Genomic DNA, 14,131 nt, shown 5'->3' on the forward strand with positions numbered 1-14,131 from the left:
GCGCCTCAGAGCACGATCTCGGCGATCCGGCGCACCGTCGCGGCGTCCCCGTGGACGATCATCGTGGTGACGAGCGACTCCTCCCACGCGGCCAGCTCGTCCTTGATCCGGGCGGGCGGACCGATCAGCGCGATCCGGCTCACCATCTCGGTGGTCACCGCGGCCGCCGCCTCCTGCTTGCGGCCGGCCAGGAAGTGCTCCTGGATCTCGTCGCACTCGCGCTCGAACCCGAGGCGGGCGACTGCGTCCCGGTGGAAGTTCGCCCCCTTGGCGCCCATGCCTCCGACGTACAGCGCGACGTGCGGACGTAGCCGGTCGGCCGCGCGCTCCACGTCGTCGTCGACGACCACCTGCACCGGCAGCGCCACCTCGAAGTCCGCCGGACGCCCGCCGCGGGCCGCGAATCCCTCGTCGAGGCACCGGCGGTGGAACGAGTCCTCGTACGGGGAGTAGAACAGCGGCAGCCAGCCGTCGGCGATCTCGGCGGCGAGCGCGACGTTCCTGGGACCCTCGGCGGCGAGCAGGATCGGGATCCGCTCGCGGACCGGGTGCAGCGTGGAGCGCAGCGGCTTGCCGAGGCCGGTGCCGCTGTCGGCGGGCAGGGGCACGTGGTAGTGCCGGCCCTCGTGCCGGACGACCTCACGAGCCATGGCCTGACGCAGGATCGAGACGTACTCGCGGGTGCGGGCGAGGGGCTGACGGTAGGGCTGGCCGTACCACCCCTCGACCACCTGGGGTCCGCTGGCGCCGATGCCCAGCGTGAAGCGTCCCCCGCTGAGGTGGTCCATCGTCATCGCGGCCATCGCCGTGGCCGCCGGGGTGCGGGCGCTCAGCTGGCAGACCGCGGTGCCCAGCGTCAGGCGCGTGGTCCGGGCGCCCAGCCAGGCCAGGGGGGTCAGGGCGTCCGAGCCGTAGGCCTCCGAGGTCCACACGCTGTCGAAGCCGCTCTCCTCCGCCGCCCGCACGGCCTCGTCGACCCCGTCGGGGCGGCCGGCGCCCCAGTAGCCCAGTCCCAGTCCCAGCTTCATGGTCCGCTCCTTCGCGTGCGACTGCCCGCGAGTATGCCGCAGGTCCCATCCTCCTGCCCGGACGCCTCCGGGCACCCGTGGCGGCACCGGGGGTACGGGTCGGGGGCCGATCCGGCACGGGAGGTGATGGCCGGCGACTCCCTGACGGCGACGAGGTCCCGGGGCGGACGCTGGGTAGCACGGTGCTGACTCATGGGTGATGGTTCACCGATGTCTCCGCGTTGACGCTGGGTGAAACAACTCTGACGCATTGTTTCCCGGTTTCTTCCCAGGAGATGGACCCATCATAATTTTCATTTTCCACCACCCGTCCGACGACGGCAGCTCTGCACCCCGACGATGTCTTTCCCCGCTCTCCACCTCGGCAGGCGTCGTGCCCGGGAGCAGGGTCGTCGAGACTCTCGCCGCACCAGGAGCGCGTCATCGAGCACCTCTCCTCGCCGGTCGCCCTCAAGGCACCCGACAGACCTGGGCGAGGATTCACGGACTTTTCTCCGACCTGAAGAATTGAAGGTTCCTGTGGCAAAGAAGACTGCCCGGAGGTCGCCGTCGCGCCCGGCGTCCGTCATCGGCAAGACCGTGCAGCGCGAGGTGGCCTTCTGCGGTCCGCTGGGGGTCGGCAAGACCACGGCGGTACGCGTGAGCTCCACCATCGACGTGGCGAACACCGAGGTCCCCTGGAACGAGGCGCCGGCGATGCCGACCACGCCCAAGCGCTCCACCACGGTCGGCATCGACTACGGCGAGTGGCACAGCGAGGAGTTCGGGAAGGTCGCGCTGTACGGCACCCCGGGCCAGGAGCGGTTCGACCTGACGCGCAAGGGCGCGCTCCACTCCCGCTGCGCCGTCGTGCTGTGGCTGATGGGCCACAACGACTACGCGCTGGGCGAGGCCCAGGAGTGGATCGACTACATCAGCAGGGGAGTGCCCGACGTGCTCCAGCGCCTGACGGTGGCGGTCACCCGGCTCGACCGGGACGACAGCGCCTTCCAGCTGGCGGACTTCCGCAGCCTCCTCGACGAGATCGACCCGCAGATCGCCCTGACCGCGGCGGACCCCCGCGAGTCCGACGACGTCTACGACGTCATCCGGGCGGCCCTGCGCAGGATGGAGGAGAAGTGACCCCCCAGGCCCCCGACACGACTCCCGACTGGCGCGAGGACTGGGACGCCTGGTCGCGCCCGCTCGGCACGGCCATCTGCCCGCACCTGGAGCGCCTGCACGACTCCGTCCCGACGCTGATCGGCGCCATGGCCTGCACCGACGACGGACTCAACCTCGCCGCGACCGGCATCGACCCCTCCCAGGTCGGCAAGCTCGCAGCGCTGAGCAGCTCGGTCTTCGCCGTCGCCAAGGCCCACCGGGAGGGCATCGACCCCACCAAGGACGTGGGCTCGACCACGGTCAACATCGGTGACACCGAGTTCCAGTGCGTGCTGCAGCGCCTGGCGGTGCCCCACCTGGGGCACATCCTGCTGGTGCTGGCTGCCCGGGACGTCAGCCTGGGCGCCCTCCTCGTCGCGACCCGGTCGACCGGCCGGGAGATCCGGCAGACCCTTGCCCAGCACGCCCCGGCCGGGAGCTCCCCGACGTGACCCGGCGGTAGGCCGGGGCTGCCCGCACCGCGCGCCCTGGACCGTCAGTGCCCGACCGGTCGGTGCGCGGCCGGTGCGAAGGCGCGGTGCGGGTCCACGGCGCGGAGCTCGGGTCGCTTGGCGGATCGGCCGTCGCCCGACGAGCGGCCGGTCACCCGGCGCTGCACCCACGGACCGACGTGCGTACGCAGCCAGGCGGCGTGCTCACGCATCGCCTCGACGCGGGCGGGCGGCGGCAGGGGCGGCAGCGGCGTCGCCCAGTCGGCCGTGTCGGGCTCGAAGCCCAGGGTCGTGAACGCCTCGGCCGCGACCCGGGCGTGCCCGTCGGGCGTCATGTGGATCCGGTCCTCGGCCCACATCCGCCAGTCCTGCAGCGCCGTGAGCGCCCACTGGTTGAGGACATAGGCCTCGTGCCGCTGGGCGATCGACCAGATGTGCGCGACGTACGTCGCGGCCCGGCCCCGCGTGAGCCCCACCAGCGGTGCGCCCGCGGGGTCGGTGGGCGTCACCATCAGCACGTCGGCGCCGGTCGCCCGCAGCCGCCCGACCGCCTCGTCGAGCCGCCCGGCGAGCGCGTCGATGTCCGCGCGTGGCCGCAGGATGTCGTTGCCGCCACCCACGATCGAGACCAGGTCGGGCCCCAGGGCGAGCGCCGCGTCGAGCTGTGGACCCACCACGTCGGCGAGCAGCCGCCCGCGGACCGCGAGGTTGGCGTAGTCCAGCTCCCGGCCGTCCTTGGCGGCGACGACGGCGAGCATCCCGGCGAGCCGGTCGGCCCAGCCGGCATACACCTCGGGGTCCTCCACGGAGGGATCGCACATGCCCTCGGTGAAGGAGTCGCCGACGGCGACGTAACGGCTCCAGGCCCTGGGCTGGTGGGCGACGCTCACGGGAGTCTCCAGTCGACGGGGTCGGCACCCTGCTCCTGCAGGGCGGTGTTGGCACGGCTGAACGGCCGCGAGCCGAAGAACCCGGCGTGCGCGGACAGCGGCGAGGGATGGGCGGACTCGAGGCACGGTATGCCGGGAAGGTGCGGCGCCAGGCCCCGCGCGTCCCGTCCCCACAGGATCGCCACGAGCGGGCCACCGCGCTCGGCGAGGGCGGAGATCGCGCAGGAGGTGACCTGCTCCCAGCCCTTGCCGCGGTGGCTCGCGGCCTGGCCGGGCCGGACGGTGAGCACCCGGTTGAGCAGCAGCACCCCCTGGTCCGCCCAGGGCGACAGGTCGCCCGAGCTGGGTCGGGGCACGCCGAGGTCGGTGACGAGCTCCTGGAAGATGTTGACCAGCGAGCGGGGGATCGGGCGCACGTCGGGGGCGACCGAGAAGGACAGCCCGACGGCGTGGCCCGGGGTGGGATAGGGGTCCTGCCCCACGATCAGGACCCGGACGTCCGGGAGCGGTCGCTCGAAGGCCCGCAGCACCAGTCGCCCCGGGGGGAGGTAGGGCCGCCCGGCCGCGACCTCGGCGCGCAGGAAGTCGCCCATGGCACGGACCTGGTCGGCGACCGGCTCCAGCGCGGTGGCCCAGGTGGGATGGACGAGCTCGGCGAGCGGTCGGGGGGAGGTCACCCGCCCACTCTAGGTCGGTGCGGCCCGGGGGTGGCCCTTGGCGTCGCGGCCGAGGACAGGCGTCCCGCCCGTCGGCTCAGGGGCGCGTCAGGGACCGAACCAGGGTCGCGGGCTGGTGCTGCCGTGACGTCAGGCGGTTAGCGTCGGTGCCGTGACCGCCCCGGGACGCGGGGTCGACCGAGTCGAGGGGAAGCACCACCATGGCAGTGTTCGGCAGGAGCCGCCCGCAGGAGGACACGCGGCCGGGCGAGGAGGGTGCGGGGCTCGCCGCAGCGACGCCCGTCACGGCCCCGGCGGACGGGGCGAGCGGACGGGCTCGGCCCGGGAGCCCGGCGGTCGCGGCCGGGACCCGGGGCCTGACCAAGGTGTATGGCGAGGGTGACGCGCGCGTGGTCGCCCTCGCCGGGGTCGACCTCGACGTCGAGCGGGGCCGGTTCACGGCGGTGATGGGGCCCTCGGGCTCCGGCAAGTCCACGCTGATGCACTGCGCCGCCGGGCTGGACGCCCCGACGAGCGGGCGGGTCTTCGTGGGTGACACCGAGATCGGCGGTCTCAAGGACAAGGCGCTGACCGAGCTGCGGCGCGACCGCATCGGCTTCGTCTTCCAGGCGTTCAACCTGATCCCGACGCTGACGGCGCAGGAGAACATCCTGCTCCCGCTGTCCATCGCCGGTCGCAAGCCGGACCAGCAGTGGTACGACACCGTCATCGACACCGTAGGCCTGCGAGACCGACTGCAGCACAAGCCCTCCGAGCTGTCCGGCGGCCAGCAGCAGCGCGTCGCGTGCGCGCGGGCCCTGGCCGGCCGGCCGGAGATCATCTTCGCCGACGAGCCCACCGGCAACCTCGACTCCCGCTCGGGCGCGGAGATCCTCGGGTTCCTGCGGCGCAGCGTGGACGAGTTCGGCCAGACCATCGTGATGGTGACCCACGACTCGGTTGCCGCGTCGTACTGCGACCGCGTGGTCTTCCTCGCGGACGGTCAGATCGTCAGCGAGCTGGACCGGCCCACCCGCGAGAGCGTCCTGGAGACCATGACGCACCTCGACGAGATGGTCCAGGCCCGTCGCGCCGGCCGGGAGGCCTGAGCCGTGCTCCGCGCCTCGTGGAAGTCCTTGCTGGCGCGCAAGCTCCGACTCCTGATGAGCGCCTTCGCCATCGTGCTGGGCGTGTCCTTCGTCAGCGGCTCGCTCATCTTCACCGACATGATGAGCACCGCCTTCAACGGCATCATGAGCGGCACCGTCGCCGACATCAACGTGCAGACCACGGACGGCGACCCGGACTCCATGTCCACGGCCATGCGCGGCGAGATCACCCAGGCCCAGATCGACACCATCGCCAAGGTCGACGGGGTCGAGTCCGCACAGGGCGTCACCACGGTCATGGACGCCTTCCTGATCGGCAAGAACGGCAAGGTCATCGGCGGCCAGGGCGCGCCCTCCATCGGCGGCAACGTGGTCACCGCCCCGGCCTACGGCCACCAGCCCGGCATGGTCGTCAAGAGCGGCCACCTGCCCGGCCCCGGCGAGGTCCTGATCGACCCGACGTCGCTGGACAGGTCGGGCTACCGGATCGGGGACACCATCACCGTCGCGAGCTCGGGCGCCCAGCCCTCGCTCAAGGCCAGGATCGCCGGCACCGTGCTGTGGGGCAGCAAGGAGTCGACGGCCGGCGCGACCTACGCCATGTTCGACGCCCGCACGACCCAGCGGCAGTGGACGGGCGGCAGGAACGCCTACCAGATGGCCTGGGTCACCGTCCGCGAGGGCCAGGACGTCGACGTCGTCGCCCGGCGGGTCAAGGAGGTCGCTCCGGCGGGCTTCCTCGCCGTGACCGGCCCCGACCTGGCCAAGAAGTCCGAGGACGCCGTGGCCCAGGGGCTCGGCTTCATCTCGACCTTCCTGCTCGTCTTCGCCGCGATCTCGCTGATCGTCGGGTCCTTCCTGATCGTCAACACCTTCTCGATCCTGGTGGCCCAGCGGTCCCGCGAGCTCGCCCTGCTGCGGGCGATGGGGGCGAGTCGCGGCCAGGTGCGCGGGTCGGTGCTCTTCGAGGCCTTCGTCGTCGGGCTGGTCGGCTCCACGATCGGGCTCGTCCTCGGCCTGGCCATCGCCAAGGGCATCGCCGCGATCTTCGGCACCCTGGGCCTGGACATGGGCGCGGTCACGCCGACGCTGAGCCCGCGGGCGATCGTCGCGTCGTACGTCGTCGGCATGCTCGTCACGATGCTCGCGGCATACCTCCCGGCCCGCAAGGCCTCCACGGTCCCGCCGGTCGCCGCGATGTCCGGGGCCGCGACGACCGGGGCGCAGGACCTGGGCCGGCGCCTCGTCATCGGCCTGGGTATGACGGCCGTCGGCCTGGCCATGCTGCTCACCGGACTGTTCTGGGACGGCGCGCCGCAGCCGATGTGGTGGATCGGCGCGGGGGCGCTGCTGACCCTGCTCGGGGTGTCCTTCAGCTCCCCGGTCCTGGGCAAGCCGGTGCTGTGGGCCCTCGGGCGCGGCTACCGCGCGGTCTTCGGGCAGGTCGGGGCGCTCGCCGAGCTCAACGCGATCCGCAACCCCCGGCGCACCGCCGCCACCGCGTCGGCCCTGATGATCGGCCTGACCCTGGTCACGGCCATGTCGGTGCTGGGGGACTCCGCCAAGGCGAGCACGCGCTCGGCCGTCGAGGAGGGGCTGCGCGGGGACTTCGTGTACGCCAACCCGACGTACCAGCCGTTCGCCACCGCCATCGGTGACCAGGTCGCCAAGGTCGACGGGGTCGCCGCCGTCCACCGCTTCCGCCGGGTGCCTGTCGAGCTCGGCGGCGAGCGGGCCATGCTCGGCGCGATCGGTGCCCAGGACTTCGACAAGATCCTGGCGGGCACCGTCGTGGCAGGCTCGCTCTCGGACTTCCAGGACGGCACGGCGATCGTCGCCCGCAAGACCGCCGAGGAGAAAGGATGGAAGGTCGGGCAGACCCTGGACTACCGCGCGGGTCGCACGCCGGTGCCGGTCCGGATCGTCGCCCTCTCCGAGCACCCCAAGGGGACCCGCGGCGGCGTCGTCACCACCCTGCAGACCCTCGTCCGGGCCGGGCTCCCGGCCGTCGACTCGCAGGTGAACGTCGACCTCGCGGCGGGTGCCGACAAGGCCGCCACCCGGGACCGGCTGGAGGCGATCGTCAAGGACCTGCCGATGGTCTCGCTGCAGGACCAGCAGGAGTTCGCCGACGCCCGGGCCGGGAGCATCGACCAGCTGCTGGCCATGATCTACGGACTGCTCGGCCTGGCGATCGTCATCGCCGTCCTCGGCATCGTCAACACCCTGGCGCTGTCGGTCATCGAGCGCACCCGCGAGATCGGCCTGCTGCGGGCCATCGGGCTGGGTCGCGGTCAGCTGCGGCGCATGATCCGGCTCGAGTCGGTCGGGATCGCCCTGCTCGGCTCGGTGCTCGGGCTGGGGATGGGGTTGCTCTTCGGCACGGCCGTGGTGCAGGCGCTCGTGGACGACGGCCTGAGCCTGCACGTGCCGTGGCTCCAGCTCGTGACCTTCCTCCTCGTCGCCGCGGTCGTGGGTGTCGTCGCCGCCCTGTGGCCGGCGCACCGGGCCTCCCGGATGGACGTCCTGAGGGCCATCCAGACCGAGTGACGTCGGGGCGGTGCGGGGTTCGCGCGCCACCTCCCGCACCGCCCCTCCGGACGGCTGGGCCTCGCCCCTCACGATGAAGCCCCGCCGTCCGACACGTGTGGCCCAACCGACGGCGAGGTGAATGACGCCCTTGTGATTCGGTCGATATCCTCACCGGCATGACCGCAGCCCTGCAGCCCACCTCGGCCGAGCGACCCGTCGCGTCGCTGAGCGACCAGGAGCGCGAGATCCTCGCCTTCGAGCGGCAGTGGTGGAAGCACCCGGGCGCCAAGGAGCAGACCGTCAAGGAGCTCTTCGGTCTGAGCACCACCCGGTACTACCAGCTGCTCAACGCGCTCATCGACACCGACGCGGCCCTCGAGCACGATCCCATGCTGGTCAAGCGCCTGCGCCGGATGCGCGCCCAGCGCCAGCGGGCACGCAGCGCCCGTCGCCTCGGCGTCCAGGCCTGAGCGACGCCGCGAGGCGAACCCACCCGTCAGCTTCTCGGGGGGGTCGACCAGCCCCCCGGTCTGCGGAAGGCTCTCGGTCATGCGCAGCGGACCGACCAACTCCCTCACCGACGTCCCCGGTTTCCTCGTCGGGCATGCCACCCGCGACGAGCCCGGCACCCGCGAGACCGACCTGCTCGACCCGGTCGCTCTGCTCGACCCGGTCGCTCTGCTCGACCCGGTCGCTCTGCTCGACCTGGCCGCCCTGGTCGACCTGGTCGACGCCGTCGTCCTGTCCGGGGGCTCCGCGCTCGGACGGTCCGCGGCCGACGGCGTGGCCCAGGCCCTGCTCGCCGACGAGCTCGGCTGGCCCATGGGGCAGCCCGGGCAGGTCGTGCCCATCGTGCCCGCGGCCGTGGTGTTCGACCTGGGACGGGCGGGCGTATGGCGCCACCACCCGGGCCCCGCCAAGGGCGCGCGGCGTAGGCCGACGCCCGCGCCGGAGCGGGTCGCGCCGTCCCGCAGGGCTGCGTCGGTGCCGGCACGGGCGCCCGGGCCGGCGGGCTCAAGGGCGGGATCGGGTCCGCAAGATGGCCGGGGTCGCCCACGACGGGCTGGCGCGCGCCGTCCGACCCGTCCACACCTGTCTCGACGGCGACACCTTCTTCGCCACGGCCTCCGGGACCCACGAGCACCGGCCGACCCTGCTGGAGCTCACGCTGCTGATGGAGGCCGGGGCCGACTGCGTCACCCGGGCGATCGCCCACGCCGTCCTCGTGGCGCACAGCACCGACCGGACCGCCGACGGGGGCGGAGCCTGGCGCAGCTCCCGCGACGCCTTCCCCTCGGCCGTCGCCGCCACCTGAGCCTGCCACCGCCTGAGCCTGCCGTCACCTGAGACACTGGCGCCATGAACGCACCCGAGTCCCCGTCCTGGGACACCCCCGAGAAGCTCGCCGCCGTCCGGGACGCGGCCGAGGCGGCCATCCCCGGCTGGCGGCGGCCCGTCCTGTGGGCCGTGGGCATCAGCCCGGCGACCTCGCAGCCGACCTGGGAGTTCCCGGTGGTCAACCGCGACGGGGGCTTCATGCCCGCGGTGGTGCTGGGGCGGCTGGTCCGGCATACCCGCACCTCCGAGACGCTGCCGGTCAGCGCGGAGGTCCTGCGGCGCGCCGTGGCGGACCTCGCGCCCGCCGAGGCCTGCCCCGGCGTCGAGCACCCCAACCTCGTCGCCTGGCGCGGACTGCTCGACGAGGTGGCCGGAAACCCGGCGCGGGAGCTCGTCGTGGTCTACGTGGACGACCTCGCCGACCCCGTCACCAGCGAGGCCGACGGCCAGCTGCGGGCGCTCGCCGCCGACTGAGCCTTTCCGGGGCATCTGGGCGGATAGCGCCGTACCGGACGGTAGTCGGCGACATACTGTCCGTATGTCATTGTGCGTGCGCTCCACCGGCACGGCCTAGACGATGCCGGTGAGCGGCACCGTGGCCTGGCTGACGTCGGGTCTCCTCCTGCTGGCGCTCGGCCTCCTGCTGCGCGCTCGCGCCCAGGTGCGTCGCGCCCCCGCCACCACTGTCGGGCTGGTCCTGCTCCTGGTCGGGTCCCTGGGCGCGGACGTCGCGCGGACCTGGCTGCACCAGCCGACCGCCGCCCTGGTGATCCTGCAGGTGGCGACCCTGGGGCTGGGCCTGTCGGCCTACGGGCTGTTCCGGTCCTGGACGGAGATCCTGGCCGAGAGCTGGATGCTCGCCGGAGGCGTCGCCCTGGTCGTGAACTTCGTCCTGCAGCTGTCCGGCCGGAACGGCGACTCCCTGCAGTCCGAGGTGGACCTGGTGCAGCTCGCGCTGGTGGGCTACGTCGCCGCCGCCGTGCTGCTCGTGGGCCGCCAGGTCTTCGCCGGTCGACGCACGCTGCGTCTCCTGGTCTGCGCCGTGGTCATGGTCCGGGCGATCGCCTGGGGCCTCACCTTCCTGGCCACCTCCCTGCCCGCCCCGGACCTGGAGCGGTGGGCCGCCGTCCCCCTGGCCCTCGCCCACGTCGCCCTGCTGGCGCTGCCCGTGGTGGACCGCCCCCGCCGGTGGGTGCCGCAGCGCGACACCGGGGTGTACGCCGCGGCCCGGCTGCCCTACGTCGTCACGGCGGTCGTGGTCACCTGCGCGGTCGTCACCCGCGCCGCGGCCCCCCGGGTGCCCCGGGCCTCGGTGCTCGTCGTGGGCGGCGGCTTCGTGCTCGCCCTGCTCGCCCGGCAGCTGGTCGCCAACACCCGCCTGCGCGAGGCCATCCAGGAGGCCCGCGAGCGGGAGGAGTACTTCCGCACCCTCGTGCAGGACTCGCAGGACGTGGTGCTGATCAGCGACGCCGCCGGCCGGCTGGACTACGTCTCCCCGGCCGCCGAGCGGGTCATCCGCACGCCCCACGCCCGCCGGGGCGCAGGAGAGCCCGGGCCGAGCACCTTGCACGAGCTGCTGGGCGCGGACCCGCGGACCGTCCGGGACGCGCTGGTGGAGGCGGAGCGGACGGGCCGCTCGCGCCTCGAGGTGCACCAGGGAGGCCAGGTCCTGGAGGCCAACGTCGGTCGACGCCAGGACGGGTACGTCGTCGCGGTGCGCGACGTCACCGAGCGGGACGGCCTGCGCGAGCGGCTCCGGGCCCTCGCCTTCAACGACGTGCTGACCGGTCTGCCCAACCGGCAGCAGCTCGTCCAGGAGCTCACCGCCCGGCTCGCCGGGGGCGGCCGCACCGTCGTGCTCTACCTCGACCTCGACCGGTTCAAGCAGGTCAACGACTCCGACGGCCACCACGCGGGCGACGCCCTCCTCAGACAGGTGTCCGTCCGGATCGGGCAGGCGGTCCGCGGCGAGCAGGGCACCGAGCCCCTGGTCGCCCGCCTCGGAGGCGACGAGTTCGTGGTGGTCCTGCACGGCGGGGTCGAGGAGGGCACCCGCACCGCCCGCCGGGTCCACGCCGCGATCGTCCCGCCCTTCCTGGTGGCCGAGCGCGTCCACCAGGTCGGGGCCTCCATCGGGCTGGCGGTGGGCGCACCCGGCGTGGACGCCGAGGAGCTGCTGCGCCGTGCCGACCTGGCGATGTACGCCGCCAAGCAGTCCACGTCCGTGGTGCGGACCTACGAGCCCGGCCTGTCCCTCGCCGCCCAGCGCCGGGCCGACCAGGACGGCGAGCTCTCGCGCCAGTGGGGCCAGGACGCCGTGCAGATGCACCTGCAGCCCATCGTCACCACGGACGGGCTGCAGGTGCGGTCCGTGGAGGCGCTGCTGCGGTGGGCCGCCGAGGACGGGGTGGTGACCGGGCCCGGGCGCGTCCTGGACTACGCCGCCCGGACCGGGCAGCTGGCACGGCTCACCGGCTGGACCGTGGATGCCGCCGTACGCACCCTGCGGGCCCTGGAGCCGCGCACCGTGCCGGTCGCCGTCAACGTGCCGACGGTCCTGCTGCACTCGCCGGATCCGGCACGCCGGCTGCTGGCCCACCTCCAGGCTCACGACGTCCGGCCGGCCCAGCTGCACCTCGAGCTCACCGAGGAGGCCATGGTCGAGCGCGGCCCCCAGGTGACCCGCACCCTGCAGGCTCTGCGCGCGCAGGGCTTCCGGGTCTACATCGACGACTTCGGGACGGGCTACTCCTCGCTCAGCTATCTGGTGCACCTGCCCGTCGACGGCATCAAGATCGACCGGGCGTTCGTGCGGGACCTGCCCGGGTCGTCCGCCGCCCGCTCGATCGTCACCGGCGTGGTGACCTTCGCCCGCGAGCTCGGCATCACCCTGGTCGCCGAGGGGGTGGAGACGGCCGCGGAGGCCCGCTGGGTGCGCGAGCTCGGGGTCCCCCTGGCCCAGGGCTACTGGTACGCCCGGCCCCAGGACGCGGTCCTGCTCCCCGGGCTGGACGAGCTGGCCGGCTGGGGGGACGCGTTGGGGGAGGGCGGGGCGGCCCGGGTGGCCGCCGCGCCATTTGCACTCGGGGGGGCCGAGTGCTCATCATGGTCTTAGCACTCTCAGTGTCAGAGTGATAATTCTGGGCCGTATGCCGAGGCCCGGGCCACGGGTGATGTGAACCCTCCTGGTCCGGTCCGTCCGTCGCGGGCGGTGTGCGGTCCCCAGTCCGTCTCGTGTGGGAGGAACCCCCCGAATGGCCAAGCTGATTGCTTTCGACGAGGAGGCCCGCCGCGGCCTCGAGCGCGGCATGAACACTCTTGCCGACGCGGTCCGCGTCACCCTCGGCCCCAAGGGCCGCAACGTCGTGCTGGAGAAGAAGTGGGGCGCCCCCACGATCACCAACGACGGCGTGTCCATCGCCAAGGAGATCGAGCTCGAGGACCCCTACGAGAAGATCGGCGCCGAGCTCGTCAAGGAGGTCGCCAAGAAGACCGACGACGTCGCCGGTGACGGCACCACCACCGCGACCGTCCTGGCGCAGGCCATGGTCAAGGAGGGCCTGCGCAACGTCGCCGCCGGCTCCAACCCGATGGCGCTCAAGCGCGGCATCGAGAAGGCCGTCAAGGCCGTCTCCGACGAGCTGCACGCCATGGCCAAGGACATCGAGACCAAGGAGCAGATCGCCTCCACGGCCTCCATCTCCGCCGCCGACCCGCAGATCGGCGAGCTCATCGCCGAGGCGATGGACAAGGTCGGCAAGGAGGGTGTCATCACCGTCGAGGAGAGCAACACCTTCGGCCTGGAGCTCGAGCTCACCGAGGGCATGCGCTTCGACAAGGGCTACATCGCGCCGTACTTCGTCACCGACACCGAGCGCATGGAGACCGTCCTCGAGGACCCCTACGTCCTCGTCGTCAACTCCAAGATCTCCGCGATCAAGGACGTCCTGCCCCTGCTCGAGAAGGTCATGCAGTCCGGCAAGCCGCTGATGATCATCGCCGAGGACGTCGAGGGCGAGGCCCTGTCCACGCTGATCGTCAACAAGATCCGCGGCACCTTCAAGTCCGTCGCGGTCAAGGCGCCGGGGTTCGGCGACCGTCGCAAGGCCATGCTCGGCGACATCGCCATCCTCACCGGCGGCCAGGTCATCTCCGAGGAGGTCGGCCTCAAGCTCGAGACCACCGAGCTCGACATGCTCGGCCGCGCACGCAAGGTCGTCGTCACCAAGGACGAGACCACCATCGTCGAGGGAGCCGGCGACGCCGACCAGATCGCCGGTCGCGTGGCCCAGATCCGCTCGGAGATGGAGCGCAGCGACTCCGACTACGACCGCGAGAAGCTCCAGGAGCGCCTCGCCAAGCTCGCCGGCGGCGTCGCCGTCATCAAGGCGGGCGCGGCCACCGAGGTCGAGCTCAAGGAGCGCAAGCACCGCATCGAGGACGCGGTCCGCAACGCCAAGGCCGCCGTCGAGGAGGGCATCGTCGCCGGTGGTGGCGTGGCCCTGCTCCAGGCCACCGACGCGGCCTTCGCCAAGCTCGACGTCCAGGGCGAGGAGGCCGTCGGTGCCAACATCGTCAAGGTCGCCGCGGAGGCCCCGCTCAAGCAGATCGCGGTCAACGCCGGTCTCGAGGGCGGCGTCGTGTCCGAGAAGGTGCGCAACCTGCCCGCCGGACAGGGCCTGAACGCCGCCACGGGTGAGTACGTCGACATGATCGGGTCCGGCATCATCGACCCGGCCAAGGTCACGCGCTCCGCGCTGGAGAACGCCGCGTCCATCGCCGCGCTGTTCCTCACCACCGAGGCCGTCATCGCCGACAAGCCGGAGAAGGCCGCCCCGGCCATGCCCGGTGGCGACGAGATGGGTGGCATGGGCTTCTGACCCGGTCTGCCTCACGGCTGGAGGGCCCCGGACGACGCTCGTCGTCCGGGGCCCTCGGCATGCCGGCTCCCGCCTGCCGTGTCCTCTCGGCCGGTGCCCGACA

At 72.8% G+C, this 14,131-nt stretch carries 12 protein-coding genes; 9 read left to right on the forward strand and 3 right to left on the reverse strand.

Going from position 1 to position 14,131, the window contains the following annotated elements:
* Positions 1 to 5: 5 nt before the first annotated feature.
* Complete coding sequence (locus ACK2IS_RS03805; RefSeq protein WP_409484825.1) at positions 6 to 1,028, reverse strand: LLM class F420-dependent oxidoreductase; 1,023 nt, start codon at positions 1,026 to 1,028, stop codon at positions 6 to 8.
* 519 nt (positions 1,029 to 1,547) lie between these two features.
* Here ACK2IS_RS03805 and ACK2IS_RS03810 point away from each other — a divergent pair.
* Positions 1,548 to 2,150 carry a hypothetical protein gene (locus ACK2IS_RS03810; RefSeq protein ID WP_409484826.1) on the forward strand — a complete coding sequence of 201 codons (603 nt, stop codon included), beginning with the start codon at positions 1,548 to 1,550 and terminating at the stop codon, positions 2,148 to 2,150.
* The gene (locus ACK2IS_RS03815; RefSeq protein WP_409484827.1) at positions 2,147 to 2,623 is read left to right on the forward strand and encodes a hypothetical protein; all 477 of its coding nucleotides are present in this window, start codon (positions 2,147 to 2,149) and stop codon (positions 2,621 to 2,623) included. The genes ACK2IS_RS03810 and ACK2IS_RS03815 overlap by 4 nt, the downstream gene beginning before the upstream one ends.
* Before the next feature lie 44 nt (positions 2,624 to 2,667).
* Here the strand turns inward: ACK2IS_RS03815 and ACK2IS_RS03820 are convergent, their stop codons facing one another.
* On the reverse strand, positions 2,668 to 3,513 hold the full coding sequence (locus ACK2IS_RS03820) for an SGNH/GDSL hydrolase family protein (protein WP_409484828.1): 846 nt from the start codon (positions 3,511 to 3,513) through the stop codon (positions 2,668 to 2,670).
* Positions 3,510 to 4,190 (reverse strand): uracil-DNA glycosylase, encoded by a 681-nt coding sequence (locus ACK2IS_RS03825; protein WP_409484829.1) that lies wholly within the window; start codon positions 4,188 to 4,190, stop codon positions 3,510 to 3,512. Before ACK2IS_RS03825 ends, ACK2IS_RS03820 begins: the two co-directional genes overlap by 4 nt.
* A gap of 200 nt (positions 4,191 to 4,390) precedes the next feature.
* Between ACK2IS_RS03825 and ACK2IS_RS03830 the strand changes: the two genes are divergently transcribed.
* From ACK2IS_RS03830 to groL, 7 genes are all read left to right on the forward strand, one after another.
* Complete coding sequence (locus tag ACK2IS_RS03830; RefSeq protein ID WP_409484830.1) at positions 4,391 to 5,278, forward strand: ABC transporter ATP-binding protein; 888 nt, start codon at positions 4,391 to 4,393, stop codon at positions 5,276 to 5,278.
* A gap of 3 nt (positions 5,279 to 5,281) precedes the next feature.
* Positions 5,282 to 7,828, forward strand: a complete 2,547-nt coding sequence (locus ACK2IS_RS03835) for an ABC transporter permease (protein ID WP_409484831.1) — start codon at positions 5,282 to 5,284, stop codon at positions 7,826 to 7,828.
* A gap of 158 nt (positions 7,829 to 7,986) precedes the next feature.
* On the forward strand, positions 7,987 to 8,280 hold the full coding sequence (locus ACK2IS_RS03840) for a DUF3263 domain-containing protein (protein ID WP_409484832.1): 294 nt from the start codon (positions 7,987 to 7,989) through the stop codon (positions 8,278 to 8,280).
* A 569-nt stretch (positions 8,281 to 8,849) separates the two neighbouring features.
* The gene (locus ACK2IS_RS03845; RefSeq protein ID WP_409484833.1) at positions 8,850 to 9,125 is read left to right on the forward strand and encodes a P1 family peptidase; all 276 of its coding nucleotides are present in this window, start codon (positions 8,850 to 8,852) and stop codon (positions 9,123 to 9,125) included.
* A 44-nt stretch (positions 9,126 to 9,169) separates the two neighbouring features.
* Entirely contained in the window at positions 9,170 to 9,622 is a 453-nt protein-coding gene (locus tag ACK2IS_RS03850; protein ID WP_409484834.1) for a hypothetical protein, read from the forward strand.
* A 109-nt stretch (positions 9,623 to 9,731) separates the two neighbouring features.
* On the forward strand, positions 9,732 to 12,263 hold the full coding sequence (locus tag ACK2IS_RS03855; protein ID WP_409484835.1) for a putative bifunctional diguanylate cyclase/phosphodiesterase: 2,532 nt from the start codon (positions 9,732 to 9,734) through the stop codon (positions 12,261 to 12,263).
* A 139-nt stretch (positions 12,264 to 12,402) separates the two neighbouring features.
* Positions 12,403 to 14,028, forward strand: a complete 1,626-nt coding sequence (groL, locus tag ACK2IS_RS03860; protein WP_409484836.1) for a chaperonin GroEL — start codon at positions 12,403 to 12,405, stop codon at positions 14,026 to 14,028.
* Positions 14,029 to 14,131 lie beyond the last annotated feature (103 nt).

The organism is Arsenicicoccus dermatophilus (assembly GCF_046267915.1).
GTDB lineage: Bacteria > Actinomycetota > Actinomycetes > Actinomycetales > Dermatophilaceae > Arsenicicoccus > Arsenicicoccus dermatophilus_A.

Coding starts and splice junctions, on each gene's coding strand:
- ACK2IS_RS03840 (WP_409484832.1), top strand. CDS start 7,987: ATGACCGCAGCCCTGCAGCCCACCTCGGCCGAGCGACCCGTCGCGTCG.
- ACK2IS_RS03845 (WP_409484833.1), top strand. CDS start 8,850: ATGGCCGGGGTCGCCCACGACGGGCTGGCGCGCGCCGTCCGACCCGTC.
- ACK2IS_RS03830 (WP_409484830.1), top strand. CDS start 4,391: ATGGCAGTGTTCGGCAGGAGCCGCCCGCAGGAGGACACGCGGCCGGGC.
- ACK2IS_RS03850 (WP_409484834.1), top strand. CDS start 9,170: ATGAACGCACCCGAGTCCCCGTCCTGGGACACCCCCGAGAAGCTCGCC.
- groL (WP_409484836.1), top strand. CDS start 12,403: ATGGCCAAGCTGATTGCTTTCGACGAGGAGGCCCGCCGCGGCCTCGAG.
- ACK2IS_RS03805 (WP_409484825.1), bottom strand. CDS start 1,028: ATGAAGCTGGGACTGGGACTGGGCTACTGGGGCGCCGGCCGCCCCGAC.